Raw genomic sequence first — 17,703 nt, 5'->3', positions numbered from 1 at the left:
CTTGTTATGGCTCTTGTATATATGCTCATCTTCCACAATCGAAATATACACTTTTTCAAAGCGTTATGAAAAACCAACCGTTTTTCATACTTTTCCTTTTCTACACCCGAGGCAAGCCTCGGGGAATTCTATTGGATTAATGATTGGAACAAAGGTTGGAGTTGCTTGTTCGATGCCATCGGACTTTTAAAGGACAAAGATTTAGAACATATTATATACATCAGAAATCAAGGACATACAGTTACAGAAGCCATTAACCGTCAATTAGCTCATTATGCCTATCATGTTGGACAAATTGTTTTTTTAGGTAAACTTATTAAATCAGAAGAATGGCGTTCTCTTTCAATTCCAAAAGGACAATCAAAAACCTACAACAAGGAAAAATTTAATAAAGAAAAAGGTAAACGCCATTTTACTGATGATTTATAAGCAAAAAAACTCCTTTTCAGGAGTTTTTTTGCTTTCATATAAAAAGAAACTTTACTTTGCATCTAATACCTTAGTACTAAAATAACCAATAGATCTTACAACCTTTCCGTCATCATTAAAATCATGAGTATACATGGCGGGCATAATTATCTTCTTTTTATCTGACTTTCTTATTAATCTGAAGTTCCACCAAGATTGAACCGTCATGTCATTGCCACCAATTTCATAATGTAACAAATCTGGATATCCAACCACATCAATGCTAGATATTTCAAATTTATCATAAAACCCTTTATGGCTTTCTTTGACCTCGTCTAAATCCATACTTTCTCCAACAGGCATTTCAAGACTTGAGAATGAACAGTTTTCATCAAAATAACTGTACGCCTTTTCTAAATCCATGTTTTCAAAAGCTGCCATCATACGTCTTACTTTGTTAATATGTGGGTGCTCATTATAAATAGTTCCATTAGTTCTTTCTGTAAAGCCAGCTCTTATATCTTGACCAACGGGATAACTATAATAAATCTCTAACTCAATTTTGTTATCAGCATTAAGTCTATACAAGTTGTGTAATGGCATTTCTATTTTAACGCCTGTGGCATCATGAACTCCTTTTAAATAATTCCAAGTTTGCACCCATGTTTTACCATCTTTGTATTCTATGGCATCGGGGTAAGCTTCACCATGTCTAGTTAAACTTGCATAAGCAGTCCACTTTGTTTTATTTTCTACCCATTTTAGAAATTGCTCTTTGTTGGTTCCTTTGGCATTTTTATTTCTGGTAGTGCCACTAACAGACATAAAATCATCTGCCAAATAAGATGCTACTTTGTCAACATCGCCTGCAATATCAGCTTGTTGCATAGCTTCAACTATTTCAATAGCTGGATGTTCAATGTAAACGGTTCCGTTTTTCTTTTTTTGAGAATACATTACTGCCACAGAAAGTAGCATGATAATAATTACATGTTTTTTCATTTTGAATAAATTTGATTGGTTAATAGTTTATTAATTTAATCAAAATATCTGAAAATTAACAGATTAATAGTATGAACATCAAAAAAAAACATATGGAATCCATAAAAAGCGCTAAGGATGTCTCTTCTTGAAAGGACGAATAATTAATCGTGCTTCCCTATCAAAACGCACATAATTATACACCCAGTTTATAAAAACCACCATACGATTTCTAAAACCTATTAAAAAAAACAGATGGACAAACATCCAAACATACCACGCAAAAACTCCCTGGAACTTCCATTTTTTTAAATCTACAACGGCTTTATTTCTACCAATGGTAGCCATGGCACCTTTATCCTTGTAAGTAAACGCTTTTAAAGGTTTACCTTCAATTAAGTTTAATAGATTATCACCCAATTGTTCTCCTTGTTGAATGGCTGGTTGCGCCATCATTGGTAAACCATCAGAGAAATCTTTAGTTTGCATGTATGCCACATCTCCTATGGCAAAAATATGGTGAAAGCCTTTTACTTGGCTAAAGGCATTCACATCAATACGATGACCTCTAGTAATAAAATCACTACTATCTAAGCCTTTAATTGTAGCTCCTTTCACTCCAGCAGCCCAAATAAGTGTGGCAGTTTCAAAAGTTAAATCAGTATCAGTAGTAACTGTTTTTCCATCGTAATTGGTTACTCTTACATGTTTCCAAATATTAACCCCAAGTTTTTCAAGAAAATCTTCTGCCTTTTGAGAAGCTTTGGCACTCATACCTTTTAAGATACAATCACCAGACTGCACCACATGAATTTGCGCCAAACGAGTGTCTAAATCTGGGTAGTCCTTGGGTAAAATTCCTTTTTTAATTTCTGCCAAAGCCCCAGCAAGTTCTACGCCAGTGGGTCCTCCACCAACAATTACAAAGTTCATCAAAGCATTACGCTCATTTAAATCGGACGTTAAAAGAGCATCTTCAAAATTCTCCAGAATTAAACTTCTTAAATTGAGTGACTGGGGTATGGTTTTCATCGCCATACTGTGCTTTTCAATGTCTGAGTTTCCAAAATAATTGGTTACTGAACCTGAGGCAATGACCAAATAATCAAATTTTAAATTGCCAATATTGGTCTTTACCTTATTCTTCGCTGTATCAATTTCTTCAACATTAGCTAACCTAAAATAAAAATTGGGAAAATCTTTTAAAACCTTTCTTATAGGGTAAGCTATGGAATCTGGCTCTAATCCACCGGTAGAAACCTGATACAGTAATGGCTGAAATGTGTGGTAATTGTTTTTATCTAATAAAACAACCTGAACTTCTTGTTTTGAAAGCTTTTTTGCTAAAGCTATACCTGCAAAGCCGCCGCCAATAATAACAACTCTGGGATAACTTGTTCTGGGAATATTCATATAATGATACTTGCTTTACAAAGGTAATAAATCATACAAATTTTATAGGGTTCTAAATTCTTTATTAAAAATCGATTTCGTAAATTTGCACCTTAAATTTTAACACATGAGTAAATACGATATTATAGTTCTTGGAAGTGGTCCTGGTGGATATGTAACAGCAATTAGAGCATCTCAACTGGGTTTTAAAACCGCCATTGTTGAGAAAGAAAGCTTAGGTGGTGTTTGTTTGAATTGGGGATGTATTCCTACAAAAGCCTTATTAAAATCTGCGCAAGTATTTGAGTATCTGAAGCATGCTGAAGATTACGGTTTAAAAGTTAAAGACGCTGAGCACGATTTTGATGCGGTTGTAAAACGCAGTCGTGGTGTTGCTGAAGGAATGAGTAAAGGTATTGAGTTCTTAATGAAGAAGAACAAAATAGACGTTATAAATGGTTATGGTACTTTAAAACCAGGTAAAAAGATTGATGTTGATGGTACTGTTTATAGCGCAGACCACATCATTATTGCTACCGGAGCACGTTCTCGTGAGTTACCTAGTTTACCTCAAGATGGTAAAAAAGTAATTGGTTACCGTGAAGCTATGAGCTTACCAAAACAACCTAAAAAAATGATTGTTGTAGGTTCTGGTGCTATTGGGGTTGAGTTTGCTTATTTCTATAATTCCATTGGTACTGAAGTAACTATTGTAGAATATTTACCAAATATTGTTCCTGTAGAAGATGGCGATGTATCTAAACAATTAGAACGTTCTTTTAAAAAGAATGGCATTAATATCATGACGTCTGCCGAAGTTACCAATGTAGATACTTCTGGTAAAGGTGTTAAGGCAACTGTTAAAACTAAAAAAGGAGAAGAAGTTCTTGAAGCAGATGTGGTTTTATCTGCTGTGGGAATTAAAACGAATATTGAAAATATTGGTTTAGAAGAGGTAGGTATTGTAGTTGATAGAGACAAAATATTAGTTAATGATTTCTATCAAACTAATATTCCTGGTTACTATGCCATTGGTGATGTAACACCTGGTCAAGCTTTAGCTCACGTAGCTTCTGCTGAAGGTATTTTATGTGTTGAAAAAATAGCAGGGCATCATGTTGAAACTTTGGATTACGGAAATATTCCTGGTTGCACCTATTGCTCACCTGAAATTGCATCAGTTGGTTTAACAGAGCAACAAGCCAAAGATAAAGGATTAGACGTCAAGATTGGAAAATTCCCATTCTCTGCATCAGGTAAAGCAAGTGCCGGTGGAAATAAAGACGGTTTTGTAAAAGTAATATTCGATGCCAAATACGGTGAATGGTTAGGTTGCCACATGATTGGAGCTGGCGTAACCGATATGATTGCCGAAGCCGTAGTAGCCAGAAAACTGGAAACAACCGGACATGATGTATTAAAAGCAGTGCACCCTCACCCTACTATGAGTGAAGCAGTTATGGAAGCTGTTGCTGATGCTTACGATGAGTGTATCCACATCTAGACTTCTTATACAAGTTAGATTTATAGATAAAAAAGTTCCGATTTCTCGGAACTTTTTTGTTTTTCAAAATATACTTTAATCCTTAGTACCTTATATTTTGAAACCAACACCAATAAATAGGCTATTGGGAGTAATTTCCTTAAAGCCTAAGGCATATTTTACGTGTATATCTATATTTGAAGTTATATCATAAGAACTACTTAAATCTGCTCTGATCTTTAATTTATTAGAAAAGAAATCGAAGAAATAGTTTACACTAGGACCTACCAATAGATTAATCCTGTTTGCTACTTCATATCGTATATAAAGTGGTACATTTAAAAACTTAAAATCCTTTAGAGATATAAATAGTAATTCTGGTTGAAGCCCATAACTTTCATCAACTTCTAAATCTAAAAATACGCCACTATAAAACCCAGATTCATTGTCTTGGTCAAAACCAAAACTAGATTCTTTTATTTTAAAAAACGTATAGTTGAAACCACCTTTAACTCCAAAATTAACTTTAGATTGCGCACTTAACGAAATACTTACAGAAGAAAATACTAGAATCCAAAGCGCAAAGATTTTCATTATTTAGGGCTTTTCTGAAAGCTTTCTAACGCTAATTCATAACTCTGCAATCCGAAACCGAGAATAACCCCTTTAGCATTGGGTGATATATAAGATTGATGTCTAAATTCTTCTCTTCCAAAAGTGTTTGAAATATGTACTTCAACTACTGGGGTTTCAATACCTTTTATTGCATCCCCTATTCCTATAGAGGTATGTGTATAGGCTCCCGCATTTAAAATAATACCATCATAGCTAAAACCTACTTCATGAAGTTTATCAATAAGTTCTCCCTCTATATTAGATTGATAATATTCAATGCTTACATTTGGGTATTTTACTTTTATTTCATCCAAAAACTCTGTAAAAGTCAAGCTTCCATAAATATTAGGTTCACGCTTACCCAATAAGTTTAAGTTGGGTCCGTTAATGATGATTATTTTTTTCATAGGATAAAGATATTATTTTTTCACCTTTAAAATATCTATAGTAGTTATTTCTCCTGTTTTCAAATTAGATAAGGCTTTAATATTGTTATTTAAATCTTCTAACTTAACAACAGCTGTATTTGGAGAAATCTCGCCTTCATTAATTGCTTTAATTGCTACAGATGTTACATCTTCCTTTAAACTTAATACAATAATTTCTTTTTTATTACTTACTTTAAAACCTTGCCGTATTACTTTCCCATTTACAGATACTGTAATCTTATCGCCATCTTCCTTACCTCCATCATAAATTATTAACTTAACGTTCTTACTTTTAGAAAAAACACTTAACGTTTGATTTTTTCTTAAAATATTCATGTTTAGTGAGTCCATCATTTTTAAAGGTTGAAACTTTTGTTTTACACTATCAGGAATTCTTTTCATCCTATCAATCTTCTTTTTTACCTTCATCATCTTATCCTCTATGTCCTGTGCAATACTTAAAAACAACTCACCATTGATACATTGGCTATTATCTTCAAAAAGACCCACAAAATTCGCCTTGAATTTTTCAGTTTTTTCAAAAGAAAAGTTTTTTATTGTGGTATTTACGTAACAAAAATCATAATCTTTCTCTAAGGGTGTTTTGGTATATATTGTTTGAACTTCTCTAAAATTCAACTCTTTATTAACGTTATCATACTCTCCAAAAACGGTCGATTTTGTTTCATATAAGCCTCCTAAATCAGTAATAGAATATCCTTTTACTTCACCTTTGCTTTCTGTTAAACTCAATTTATAAGTCATACTGGTAGAATCATTTAGTATCAATCCGCCAAAATACTCATATCCCTGTTGAGAAAAACAAAATAATGGCGTAAATAAAATGAGACTAATAAATAGAAACTTTTTACTCATTTCAAAAATATTTTTTTTACATTTATACAAACATAAACCAATTAATTATGAAAAGTAAATTATTATTTTCCTTATTAGTCACTTTATTAATGTATAGTGCTAGTTATGCTTCTTTTCCTGTTAAAAGAACAATTTCTACATCAACCAATACCGAAGTCAATACAACTCTTGAGGTTGTAGAAACTCTAGCTACTCCTATAGCTGCACAGAAAGACTTAGTTGTTGGTGTATTATTATGGTTTTTCTTAGGAGGTTTAGCTGCACACAGATGGTATTACGGCAAACCAGTCATTTGGAACATAGTGTTTATTTTAACACTAGGAGGATTGGGTATTTGGTGGATAATTGACTTAATAAATATGTTATCTGGTAATTTTTAGAAAAAGTAATGTACTGTATTTAAAGACCACATCCTAGTGGTCTTTTTTTTTATCTTATTTTTAAATTATGAAATGGCAGCATGCTCTGAAAGATTATCAACTTTACCTCAAGATAGAACGTGGATTATCTGATAACTCCATTGATAACTATTCTAGAGATGTAAAAAAATTGATTCGGTATTTGGAAGATAAGAATTTAAGTCTCTCTCCTATTTCAATTTCTTCAGAGGTTATCAAGCAATTCATTTACGAAATCGCAAAAGATATTAATGCCCGTTCGCAGTCTAGAATTATATCAGGCTTGCGTAGTTTTTTTGGTTATTTAGTTTTTGAAGATTACAGAAAGGATAATCCTTTAGAACTTATTGAGTCGCCCAAAATAGGAAGACAATTGCCCGATACACTTTCAGAAGAAGAAATTGATACCATTATAGCTGCTGTAGATTTAAGTAAACCCGAAGGAGAGCGCAACAGAGCCATGTTAGAAACCCTTTATGGCTGTGGTTTACGTGTAAGTGAACTTGTTAACTTAAAAATATCTGATCTATATTTTGATGAAGGCTTTATAAAAGTAACTGGTAAAGGAGACAAACAGCGGTTTGTACCCATTGTTGCTTCTACGCAAAAGTATATCAATATATACAAAAAACATATTAGAAATCATTTACGCATTCAACCAGGGTTTGAGGATACTCTATTTCTAAACCGAAGGGGCAAACAGCTAACTAGAGCTATGGTGTTCCATATTGTGAAACAATTAGCTGAACAAGTAGGCTTAAAAAAGAAAATATCACCACACACGTTTAGACATTCCTTTGCTACACATTTACTACAAAATGATGCCGATTTACGCTCCATACAACTCATGTTAGGGCATGAAAGTATCACTACCACCGAAATTTACGTACATGTTGATAAAAGTCATCTAACCAAGGTCGTTGAAAAATATCATCCTAGGAAATAGAAAAGTCCAGTGTACACTGGACTTTAATTTTATCTACTTCTATTTACACTTCGACTGCTCTCGGTGTGACAAAAAAATAAAAGTTTTATTTAGCGATATTAACTGCCCTAGTTTCTCTAATAACTGTTACTTTAACCTGACCAGGATACGTCATATCGGTTTGAATTTTTTGAGAAATATTGAATGATAAATCAGCTGCCATATCATCATTTACCTTTTCGCTCTCAACAATAACACGGAGTTCTCTTCCTGCTTGAATAGCGTAGGCTTTTTTAACTCCTGTAAAGCCAAATGCAATATCTTCAAGATCTTTTAAACGTTGAATATAGCTATCTAAAACTTGACGACGTGCTCCAGGACGCGCTCCCGAAATAGCATCACAAACCTGAATAATAGGTGCTAATAATGATTTCATTTCAATCTCGTCGTGGTGGGCTCCTATAGCATTACATACATCATGTTTTTCACCGTACTTTTCTGCCCATTGCATACCTAAAATAGCATGAGGTGTTTCCATATCAGCTTCAGCATCTGGCACTTTTCCTATATCATGTAATAGTCCAGCGCGTTTAGCTAGTTTGGGGTTTAAACCAAGTTCAGCCGCCATAACGCCACAAAGTTTAGCAACTTCTCGAGAATGCTGTAACAAGTTTTGCCCATAAGAGGAACGATACTTCATACGTCCCACCATTTTAATTAATTCTGGATTTAAATTATGAATACCTAGGTCTATAACAGTACGCTTACCAACTTCAATAATTTCCTGCTCAATTTGTTTCTTGGTTTTCTTAACCACTTCTTCAATACGAGCAGGATGAATACGCCCATCTGTAACCAATTTATGTAATGATAACCTCGCAATCTCTCTTCTAACAGAATCAAAACAAGAAAGAATAATAGCTTCAGGAGTATCATCAACAATTATTTCAACGCCTGTTGCGGCTTCAATGGCACGAATATTTCTACCTTCACGCCCTATAATACGTCCTTTAACGTCATCAGATTCTATATTGAAAACTGACACACAGTTATCTACAGCTTCCTCAGTTCCAATACGTTGAATCGTATTAATAATGACTTTTTTGGCCTCTTGTTCTGCGGTTAATTTAGCCTCTTCTAAAGAACTTTGAATAAATGCCATGGCATCATTCTTTGCTTCACCTTTTAGAGACTCTACTAGCTGTTCTTTGGCCTCCTCGGCTGATAAACTAGAAATAACCTCTAGCTGTTGCACCTGACTTTTATGAAGCTTAACAAGTTCTTCCTGTTTCTTATCAAGTACATCAAGCCTATGGTTGTAATCCTTAATTTTGTCTTCCAAACTTTGATTTAGTTTCTTTCCTTTAGAAAGTTCGCTTGATACTTGAGACTCTTTATCTCTGGTTCTTTTTTCGGCCTCAGCCATTTTTTTGTCTCTGGCAAAAATAACTTTTTCATGCTCTGCCTTTAGTTCGATAAACTTTTCTTTTGCCTGAAGTATTTTATCCTTTTTTATGGTTTCGCCTTCGCTATTTGCTTCTTTTAATATGAGGGAAGCACTTTTTTTAGCCTCTTTGATAAGTTTAGAGGCTTTATTCTTTTCTAAAACCTTTGCAATAATAAAGCCTAATATTAGGCCTACAACCGCACCTCCTACTGCCAATATAATTGAGTTGTCCATTCTTAAATTTAGTTGATTTATATATAAAAAAAGCCTACATCAGTTGTGCATTCTGTATAAACTCCTTAAAAACAAGTTTAGGGCTAACAAGCTGATCAAGGATCTGCGACTAAGGCAGCATGCTTTTACAACTTAAACTCACCCTTTTTAAAGAATTAACGTTGAGTTTATCAAAAAAAATAACCAATGTAGGCAGTAACTTTTAGTTTATTTTAAAGAACGTTAAGAGTTTAAATGCGAATGTAATAGCTCGTTAAGCGCTTTAAGCTTAATTTCTACATGTTCATTCACATGCTCTTTATCAATAGATTTCTGTTCAACTTGAGATGCAAATTGTAAGGCACACATAGCCAAAACATCTTGTTTATCTCTCACAGAATAACTTTGCTCAAACTGTTTAATCATATATTCAATATTCTTAGCCGCCTTGCGCAACCCTTCTTCCTGACTTGCTTCAATAGTTAAAGGGTATACTCTATTAGCTATAGATAGCTTTATTTTAAGCTTTTCTGACATTGAATATATGCGGCATTAATCTGAAAGTTGTGCTATACAATAATCTATTTCTCTTATTAATGCGTTTATTTTAAGCTTAGTTTCTCTTTTGTTATCGTCACTACCAAGTATTGTATTTGCTATTCTTAGAGCATTATGTTTTTCTTCCCAATCTGTTATCAACAATTTTTGGTCTCGAACTTGTTTTTTTGAAGCGTTTAATTCTTCCTGTAATTTCAAATTAGCCTGTTTTAAAAGTGCTACTTTATGTAATACTTTGCTAATTTTGTTTTCAAGAGAATCTACAATATCTTCAATATTACTCATTTAAAAATTCAATACTTATCTCACAAAGTTAACATACCTGCTTATAAATTACAATTGTTTTTTTATAAAATTTTGAATTACCTCATTATCAAACAATAAAAAAACATTGGCTTGATTTTTTTTTTTGGTCTTGGCATATTCACCTCAAATTAATATTTTAGCCGTAATACATTTCTATGAGATTTATACTTGCTTTTGTTTTAGTTTTCCCTTTTTTAATCAATGCCCAAAATCAATACCCACAAGACTATTTTGGTAATCCGTTAGACATTCCTTTAATACTTTCTGGAACCTTTGCAGAATTACGTTCCAACCATTTTCATTCTGGTTTAGATATCAAAACGCAGCAACGTGTAGGTTTAAATGTAAAAGCCATTGCTGATGGTTATGTGAGTAGAATTAAAATATCAGCTTATGGCTACGGAAAGGCATTATACATTACACACCCAAACGGTTACACTTCGGTGTATGCCCATTTACAGAAGTTTGCCCCTGAAATTGAAGCTTATGTAAAAAAGCATCAATACAAAAAGGAGTCATACGAAATAGAAATGTTTCCAGGTGCGGAAACACTTCCTGTCAAAAAAGGTAATTTGGTAGCTTACAGTGGAAATTCTGGTGGCTCTGGTGGTCCGCATTTGCACTTTGAAATTAGAGATAATGCACAGCGCCCCATAAACCCTATGTTATTTGGCATTGACATAGCTGACAGTACTATGCCTTTTGTAAAGTCTATTTATGCCTACCCATTAGATGAAAACTCTTTCGTAAATAATTCTAACAAAAAACAAAAGCTCCGTTTAATTCCAATTGAAAGTGGCGACTATGTAATTAAAAATGTGAACGCCATTGGAAACATAGGATTTGGTATTGAAACAAATGACAGACAAAATTTGGCTGCAAATTCAAACGGTGTTTACAACATACAAACTTTTGTAAATGGTAATAAAAATTTTGAATTAGATTTTAAAAGATTTTCGTTTACCGAAACCAAACACATCAATCAATTAATTGATTACGAACATTACGTTACAAAAAAAGAGCGCGTTCAAAAATTGTACAAAAAGAACAACCCACTTAGTATTTTCAAATCTGTTATAAACGACGGTGTGATAAAAATTGAGGATAGCACTTATTTAGTTTACAAAATTCGCGTGGCTGATTTTAAAAATAATGAGACTTGGGTAACGCTTAACTTAAAAGGATCTAAAAACAATATCACAACACCGATACAAACAAAAACTACACCCTATTTTATTAAAGCTGACCAAGCGGTTAACCTAAAAGAGGGGAAAATTTCAGTAGACTTTTACCAAGACACTTTTTATGAAGATTTTTACCTAGATTTTGAAGTCAATAGTGATACTTTAAAACTTCATGAAGATGTCATAGCTGCTAAAAAGAACTTCAACATTACTTATGATATTAGTAATTACAAAGAAGCAGACAAAAGTAAGCTTTATATTGCGCGTCTTTTGGGCTACAATAAATTTTCATCATATACGTATACCCAAAGGAGAGGCAATATACTTACAGCTTCTACAAAAACACTTGGTACTTTTGCCTTAGCAACAGATACTATAAAACCAACCATCACACCTGTTAACTTTAAAGACGGACAATGGCTTAGTAAGTATCGCTATCTAAAAATTAAAATTGATGACGAAGGCTCTGGTGTATCAAATTACAGGGCAACCATTAATGGAAAATGGATTTTAATGGAACGTGATAATTATAAAGACAAAACTATAACTTTTGATTTCAATGATGGTATTGTAACCGACACCAAAAACATTTTAAAAATAATTGTTACTGATAATGTTGGAAATAATTCTACTTTTGAATCGTTGTTCTATCGAAAATAAATTGTAACTACTTTTGAAACCAAAATTCTTTTTCTTTGTTTTACTTTCATTCATAGCTTTCAAAAGCTTTTCACAAACATCGATAATTAGAGGTATCATTTTAAATGAAAATAAGCAACCCATTGAAGGTGTGAATATTAAAGCCGATGACTTAGGAACCCAAACTAACGAAAACGGGTTTTATCTCTTAGAAATACCTTCAAACACAGATATTACTATTGAATTTACACATCTTTCATTTAAAAAGGTTTCAAGCGTTTTCAATTTAAAAAATGGTGAAGAATTAGAGTTTAATCCCGTTTTAAAAACTTCGGTAGAACAAATTTCTACAGTAACCATAAATACTACAAGACGAAAAGAAGTTGAAGGCATCATAAATATTCAACCAGAAGTTATTAGAAAAATTCCCGGTGCCAATGCCGGTGTTGAAAACCTTTTAATGACACTTCCAGGGGTTAGTAACAACAACGAACTGAGTACACAGTACTCAGTAAGAGGTGGAAATTTTGATGAAAATTTGGTCTATATAAATGATATTGAAGTTTATAGACCTTTCTTAATTAGGTCTGGTCAGCAAGAAGGATTGAGTTTTGTTAATACCAATTTGGTTCAAAATGTTGATTTTTCATCGGGTGGTTTTCAGGCAAAATATGGTGATAAGTTATCCTCCGTACTTGATATTACTTACAAAACGCCTTACCAATTTGAAGTAAATACAGATTTAAGCTTATTAGGTGGTAGTATTTCCTTAGAGAACATAAATAAAGATTCTAAATTCACCAGTATTGTTGGTGCGCGCTACCGCGATAACAGTTTATTGGTGAATGCAAAAGAAACCGAAACGAACTTCAACCCTACATTTGCCGATTTACAAGCTTTTTTTACTTATAAATTCACCAATAAATTTCACTTAAGTTTTTTAGGAAATGCCTCTATAAACCTTTATAGTTATGAACCACAAACACGTCAGACTAATTTTGGTACTTTAAGTGATCCCATAGCTTTATTGGTGTTTTATGAAGGTCAAGAAGAAGATCAATACCAAACCTACTTTGGTGCTTTTAAAGGAACCTATTTTGCAAATGATGATTTAACTTTAAAACTGATTGCTTCAACCTATCATACCACAGAGGAAGAGTATTTCGATATACTGGCACAATACAGATTAGGCGAAGTAAACACTAACATTGGTGATGAAGATATTGGTGAAGTGGAATTTAGCGAAGGTATAGGCAGTCAATTAAACCATGGTAGAAATGATTTAGATGCCCTTATCACTAATATTGAACACAAAGGGGATATAAAGCTAGATGATAACCGAATTGAGTGGTCTGTAAAATACACTAATGAAGATATCAGAGATCGCTTGGTAGAATGGGAAGTCATTGATTCTGCCGGCTTTTCAATAAGGCCTCCAAGAACCATTCCAACCAATGAACAGCCTTATATACCATACAGCGGTCCGTTAGAACCCTTTCAAAATGTACGAGCAACTAATTTCACACAAATAAACCGTATACAAGCTTATGCTCAATGGAGTAAACGCTCTACTTTAGGGAATAGTGATGTGTGGTATAATGCTGGAGTAAGAGTACACAATTGGTCTGTAAAGGGTGAAAGTATTGTCTCTACAAACCAAACGGTGTTTAGTCCGAGGGCACAATTTGCTATAAAACCTAGTTGGAAAAGAGACATGCTTTTTAGAGCTGCGGCAGGTATTTATTATCAACCACCTTTTTATAGAGAGTTACGTGATGCTACTGGAACGGTTCAACCCAATGTAAAAGCCCAAAAATCTTTTCATTTGGTTTTAGGTAATGATTATAGTTTTAAAATGTGGGACAGACCTTTTAAACTTACCTCTGAGGTTTATTACAAAAATCTATCAAATGTAAATCCTTATACCATTGAAAATGTTAGAATTCGTTATAGAGCCAATAATAGTGCAAAAGCATATGCTTACGGATTGGATATGCGATTGAATGGGGAATTTGTGCCCGGAACAGAGTCATGGTTTAGTTTTGGCTACTTAAAAACAGAGGAGAACATTGAAAACCGAGGTTATATTTCAAGACCAACAGACCAACGCTTGAAGTTTGCGGCCTTATTTCAAGACTATGTGCCCAATATGCCAAACCTTAAAATGTATTTAAATTTGGTATATAACACGGGTGTTCCTGGTGGTTCACCAAGTTACGCAGACCCCTACATCTATCAAACTAGATTACCAGATTACAAAAGAGCTGACCTTGGTTTACAACTTGTGTTGGTGGATGACAAAAAGCAATTTAACCGTGGTTGGAAAAAGCCTTTTAAAGAATTATCACTAGGTTTTGAGATTTTCAACATTTTTGATGTTCAAAACTCCATTACCAATACATGGGTTAGAGATGTGTATAGTAAACGTCAGTTTGCTATTCCTAATTATTTAACACCTAGAGTGTTTAATGTTAGAACTACGATGAAGTTTTAATTTTTTTGGTAAAAAAACGAAATTATTTAAATCACGAAGTAGACGTATAATAAATACAATCTATACCCCCTAATAAATTAAAAGGTGACATGTGTCTTATTAAGTTTCTAACAAGTCTTTTAAAACCTCCACCACATAATCTATTTCATCTTTTGTATTATAAACACTAAAAGAAAATCGAATAGACGGTTTTTCTAAATCTTCATCATTTAAAATTTCAGCTAACACATGTGAGCCTTGAGAAGTCCCACTTTGGCAAGCACTTCCCTTTGAGCAAGCAATCCCTTTTAAATCTAACTGAAATAATAACAGGGTTGTTTTTTTGGGGTCTACAGGTAAACAAATATTAACCAAAGTATATGTACTTTTTTCCATATTGGCTGAAAGCCCATTAAACTTTACTTGCGGAATTGCTTTCAATAAATTTTCAATAAAATATTGCTTTAATCCCTTTATATAGGTGGCTTCCTTTTCCAGGTTATTATAGGCTATCTTTAGTGCAGACGCTATACCAACAATGTTGTGAACACTTTCTGTTCCGGCTCTAAGTCCACGCTCTTGTTCACCTCCAAAAATAAGAGGTTTTAAGCCGGTATTTTTTCTAATAAAAGCAAACCCCACCCCTTTTGGACCATGAAATTTATGAGCTGAGGCCGCTAAAAAATCAACTGGAATCTTTTGTAAATCTAATTGATAGTGACCAATAGCTTGTACTGCATCGGTATGAAATAGAACATTATTGGCCTTACATAAATTAGCAACATGTTCTATATCTAAAAGGTTACCTATTTCATTATTAACATGCATGAGGCTTACCAATATTTTTTCCTCACCTTTTAAAAGGCTTTCTAACTGCTCATAATCAATAGTCCCTCTATCATCAACCTTAACAAAACTAATTTTTAGTGGATGTTCTTTTTCTAATTGATCCAGTGTATGCAAAACGGCATGATGCTCTATTTTAGAAGTCACAATGTGTTTAACCCCTAAATCTCTAACAGCACTTCGTAACACCAGATTATCGGCTTCTGTGCCACCTGAAGTAAAAATAATTTCACTAGCAGTCACATTAAAGAAACTAGCAATTGATTTTCTGCAACTTTCAACCAAAGATTTTGATGATCTCCCAAAACTATGCGAAGATGATGGGTTTCCGTAACTACCATTCATAACCTCAAGCATAGAAGCTATGACCTCTTCACGTATTTGCGTAGTGGCAGCATTATCAAAATAAACAGTTTTCATTTTACAGTGTTTAAGGTTATAAACCTTTTTAAGGTGTAAAAATACTTGAAATAAAATTATTATCAATAACCTACGTTATAATTACAATTCTATTATTTTTGCCTTAAAATCAGTACCCAATGCGTAAGTTACTTTTTGTATTAATTCCTTCTTTGATATTCTATTTTTTTTCATGTGATGATGGAGATATAATCACCTTCAACATAGATTTTGACGATACATTTGAAGCCTGTGATGGAGTTAACGGTTTGGTGCTCTATAAAACCAAAGATGACCCTTCAGAATCTTTATCAATTTTTATCAATGGTTTCACAAGAGAGGAGCTTTTTGAAGTTAATAGTGATGGCGTTTTAAACGATACTAAATCAGGAACTTTATATTACAGAACGTACAGCAATGAACGTATTTCTAAGTTAGATTTGTTTTGCACTGATGTTCCAGACGATGAAATTGATATTACTATGAACGACGATAGTGATTGCTCCGTAGTTATTTCAACTACTTTGATTGAAGATGACAATGACGGCGTACCAACGGCACTAGAAAACCCAGACCCCAATGGTGATGGTATTTACGATGATGCACAGGATACGGATGGTGATGGATTACCAGATTATAAAGATGCCGATGATGATGGTGATAATGTTTTAACTAAAGACGAAAATCCAGACCCTAATGAAGATGGAAATGTGAGTGATGCACAAGATACCGATGGTGATGGTACACCTGATTATTTAGATAATGATGACGATGGTGATGGTACCTTAACCAGAGACGAAGAAAAAGGAACTCAAGACCAAAACTTAGGTAATGATATCACCAATCCTGATGTTGGTCCAGATTATTTAAATCCAGAAGTAAACGATGTGCTTCCTGCAGTAAAATACAGGGCACATACTTTTACACAAACCTTTAATGTAACTGTTACTATTAGGGATATTGAAATTACTGAATTAAAACAAGAGTCATTAGATTTTGGAATTCTTGAAGGTTCTGGCACCAGTGGTTCCCAATCCATTACCCCAGAATTTAATTAGGCTTAACGTTCTGATAGATATACACCTCGGTAGCACCTAAACCATACTTTTGGTAATTGGCATCATAAAACTTAACATTATTGTATCTACCAAATAGATATTCTAATTCAAGTTTTAAAACACCTTCACCCACCCCATGAATGAATACCACTTTCTGAATGCGTTTGCTCATGGCAAATTCCAATTGTCTTTTAGCCGTATCTAACTGAAGCGTTAACATATCATGCTTTGTCATACCTTTAGTAGATTTTACTAATTGGTTTATATGCAAATCTACTTCCATTGTAGGTTGAAAACGCTCTTTTACTTTAATTTTAGATGGTTTTCGCTTTTTAAATTGTTCTTTTTCTGATACTACAACATTTAAGCTGGAGTGAGAAAAAATATCTTTCTTAAATGAATTAGGCTTATTTTTAACCAAAGCTTCTTTAGGAAAATCTAATAAAAAACCATCTTTAGTCTCAATTGAAACTATATTTATATCGATATGCTTTACAACACCAGCTAAATCTTCATCTAAAACTAAAACATAATCACCTACCTTTAAGCCCATTATTCATCAGAATTTAACTTGTTATCTTTATCTCTTTTACTGGGTATAGTTCTTGATAACCTGTAAATACCTACCATCAGCAATACAATGCCAGTAATTAATATATATTGATTTTGTTCCTTACTGCCATTAGCATATAAAGCCACTATAGCGCCTACAACAATTAAAATATAGTTCAAATACTTCATCAAGTGTAATTTAAATTAAATCTCAAACAGTCGTAAAATTAAACATATCATTTTGGTTTACAAGTTAAATTAATTTGTATTAGATTATCTCTAATTGGAATGATACTACAAGTCCTTCAATTATTGAGCCTTAATGAATTTGGAAATTTACTTCTATTAATGAGTATTCTAGATGGATACATATACAATCACACCCTCTAAATCCTTTATAAAGTTTTACAATGAAAGGCTGCAGCAGTTAGGGTAGTACTCTGCTATTCGACTTCAGAAAAAAATGTAGGATAAAAGAATATATGTTTTCTACTATACCATTTAATATTGGTGTTTATAATA

At 33.3% G+C, this 17,703-nt stretch carries 18 protein-coding genes, 1 other RNA gene and 1 pseudogene; 8 read left to right on the top strand and 12 right to left on the bottom strand.

Annotated features, from left to right (window positions below; all coding sequences use genetic code 11):
• A partial coding sequence (locus tag E1J38_RS15175; protein ID WP_222428244.1) for a hypothetical protein occupies positions 1-190 on the top strand: 190 nt, incomplete at its 5' end.
• Positions 136-429 (top strand): annotated as a pseudogene (locus tag E1J38_RS13835) (DUF1572 family protein); the annotation flags it as partial. The gene E1J38_RS15175 and the pseudogene E1J38_RS13835, both read left to right, overlap by 55 nt.
• Positions 430-480: 51 nt before the next feature.
• On the opposite strand, the gene E1J38_RS13830 reads toward E1J38_RS13835, so the two are convergent.
• A complete protein-coding gene (locus E1J38_RS13830) occupies positions 481-1,410 on the bottom strand; it encodes a nuclear transport factor 2 family protein (protein ID WP_133357380.1) in 930 nt (309 codons plus the stop codon).
• A 111-nt stretch (positions 1,411-1,521) separates the two neighbouring features.
• On the bottom strand, positions 1,522-2,802 hold the full coding sequence (locus E1J38_RS13825; protein ID WP_133357381.1) for an NAD(P)/FAD-dependent oxidoreductase: 1,281 nt from the start codon (positions 2,800-2,802) through the stop codon (positions 1,522-1,524).
• Between the two features lie 106 nt (positions 2,803-2,908).
• Here E1J38_RS13825 and lpdA point away from each other — a divergent pair, with 106 nt between their 5' ends.
• The gene (lpdA, locus tag E1J38_RS13820) at positions 2,909-4,285 is read left to right on the top strand and encodes a dihydrolipoyl dehydrogenase (RefSeq protein WP_133357382.1); all 1,377 of its coding nucleotides are present in this window, start codon (positions 2,909-2,911) and stop codon (positions 4,283-4,285) included.
• A 90-nt stretch (positions 4,286-4,375) separates the two neighbouring features.
• On the opposite strand, the gene E1J38_RS13815 is transcribed toward lpdA, so the two are convergent.
• Genes E1J38_RS13815 through E1J38_RS13805 form a run of 3 tightly spaced genes read right to left on the bottom strand, consistent with a single transcriptional unit; the run spans position 4,376 to position 6,183 of the window.
• Entirely contained in the window at positions 4,376-4,858 is a 483-nt protein-coding gene (locus E1J38_RS13815; RefSeq protein WP_133357383.1) for an outer membrane beta-barrel protein, read from the bottom strand.
• The gene (gene aroQ, locus E1J38_RS13810) at positions 4,858-5,286 is read right to left on the bottom strand and encodes a type II 3-dehydroquinate dehydratase (RefSeq protein ID WP_133357384.1); all 429 of its coding nucleotides are present in this window, start codon (positions 5,284-5,286) and stop codon (positions 4,858-4,860) included. The genes E1J38_RS13815 and aroQ overlap by 1 nt, the downstream gene beginning before the upstream one ends.
• A 12-nt stretch (positions 5,287-5,298) precedes the next feature.
• On the bottom strand, positions 5,299-6,183 hold the full coding sequence (locus tag E1J38_RS13805; RefSeq protein ID WP_133357385.1) for a hypothetical protein: 885 nt from the start codon (positions 6,181-6,183) through the stop codon (positions 5,299-5,301).
• A gap of 47 nt (positions 6,184-6,230) precedes the next feature.
• On the opposite strand from E1J38_RS13805, the gene E1J38_RS13800 reads away from it, so the two are divergent.
• Both E1J38_RS13800 and xerD read left to right on the top strand, forming a co-directional pair.
• Complete coding sequence (locus tag E1J38_RS13800) at positions 6,231-6,563, top strand: TM2 domain-containing protein (protein WP_133357386.1); 333 nt, start codon at positions 6,231-6,233, stop codon at positions 6,561-6,563.
• 67 nt (positions 6,564-6,630) lie between these two features.
• A complete protein-coding gene (gene xerD, locus E1J38_RS13795) occupies positions 6,631-7,527 on the top strand; it encodes a site-specific tyrosine recombinase XerD (RefSeq protein WP_133357387.1) in 897 nt (298 codons plus the stop codon).
• A gap of 85 nt (positions 7,528-7,612) precedes the next feature.
• On the opposite strand, the gene rny is transcribed toward xerD, so the two are convergent.
• From rny to E1J38_RS13775, 4 genes are all read right to left on the bottom strand, one after another.
• Positions 7,613-9,187, bottom strand: a complete 1,575-nt coding sequence (rny, locus tag E1J38_RS13790) for a ribonuclease Y (protein ID WP_133357388.1) — start codon at positions 9,185-9,187, stop codon at positions 7,613-7,615.
• 58 nt (positions 9,188-9,245) lie between these two features.
• A non-coding RNA gene (ssrS, locus tag E1J38_RS13785) (6S RNA) lies at positions 9,246-9,354 on the bottom strand.
• Between the two features lie 55 nt (positions 9,355-9,409).
• Positions 9,410-9,703, bottom strand: a complete 294-nt coding sequence (locus E1J38_RS13780; protein WP_116040024.1) for a cell division protein ZapA — start codon at positions 9,701-9,703, stop codon at positions 9,410-9,412.
• A 15-nt stretch (positions 9,704-9,718) separates the two neighbouring features.
• Positions 9,719-10,009, bottom strand: coding sequence for a hypothetical protein (locus E1J38_RS13775; protein WP_133357389.1), 291 nt, complete (start codon positions 10,007-10,009; stop codon positions 9,719-9,721).
• 176 nt (positions 10,010-10,185) lie between these two features.
• Between E1J38_RS13775 and E1J38_RS13770 the strand changes: the two genes are divergently transcribed.
• Entirely contained in the window at positions 10,186-11,874 is a 1,689-nt protein-coding gene (locus tag E1J38_RS13770) for a M23 family metallopeptidase (protein WP_133357390.1), read from the top strand.
• A 13-nt stretch (positions 11,875-11,887) separates the two neighbouring features.
• Positions 11,888-14,347: a TonB-dependent receptor gene (locus E1J38_RS13765; RefSeq protein ID WP_255449905.1), complete on the top strand. Its 2,460-nt coding sequence runs from the start codon at positions 11,888-11,890 to the stop codon at positions 14,345-14,347.
• 99 nt (positions 14,348-14,446) lie between these two features.
• Here the strand turns inward: E1J38_RS13765 and E1J38_RS13760 are convergent, their stop codons facing one another.
• Positions 14,447-15,592, bottom strand: coding sequence for a cysteine desulfurase family protein (locus E1J38_RS13760; RefSeq protein ID WP_133357391.1), 1,146 nt, complete (start codon positions 15,590-15,592; stop codon positions 14,447-14,449).
• 119 nt (positions 15,593-15,711) lie between these two features.
• Here E1J38_RS13760 and E1J38_RS13755 point away from each other — a divergent pair, with 119 nt between their 5' ends.
• The gene (locus tag E1J38_RS13755; protein WP_133357392.1) at positions 15,712-16,629 is read left to right on the top strand and encodes a hypothetical protein; all 918 of its coding nucleotides are present in this window, start codon (positions 15,712-15,714) and stop codon (positions 16,627-16,629) included.
• On the opposite strand, the gene E1J38_RS13750 is transcribed toward E1J38_RS13755, so the two are convergent.
• Together E1J38_RS13750 and E1J38_RS13745 are read right to left on the bottom strand one after the other, a co-directional pair.
• Positions 16,622-17,182 carry a DUF8465 domain-containing protein gene (locus E1J38_RS13750; RefSeq protein ID WP_133357393.1) on the bottom strand — a complete coding sequence of 187 codons (561 nt, stop codon included), beginning with the start codon at positions 17,180-17,182 and terminating at the stop codon, positions 16,622-16,624. The two genes, E1J38_RS13755 and E1J38_RS13750, sit on opposite strands and share 8 nt — an antisense overlap.
• Positions 17,182-17,370 (bottom strand): hypothetical protein, encoded by a 189-nt coding sequence (locus E1J38_RS13745; RefSeq protein ID WP_255449904.1) that lies wholly within the window; start codon positions 17,368-17,370, stop codon positions 17,182-17,184. The genes E1J38_RS13750 and E1J38_RS13745 overlap by 1 nt, the downstream gene beginning before the upstream one ends.
• Positions 17,371-17,703: the final 333 nt, after the last annotated feature.

The organism is Seonamhaeicola sediminis, from assembly GCF_004358095.2.
GTDB lineage: Bacteria > Bacteroidota > Bacteroidia > Flavobacteriales > Flavobacteriaceae > Seonamhaeicola > Seonamhaeicola sediminis.
This window is presented reverse-complemented; position numbering and strand designations above follow the sequence as displayed.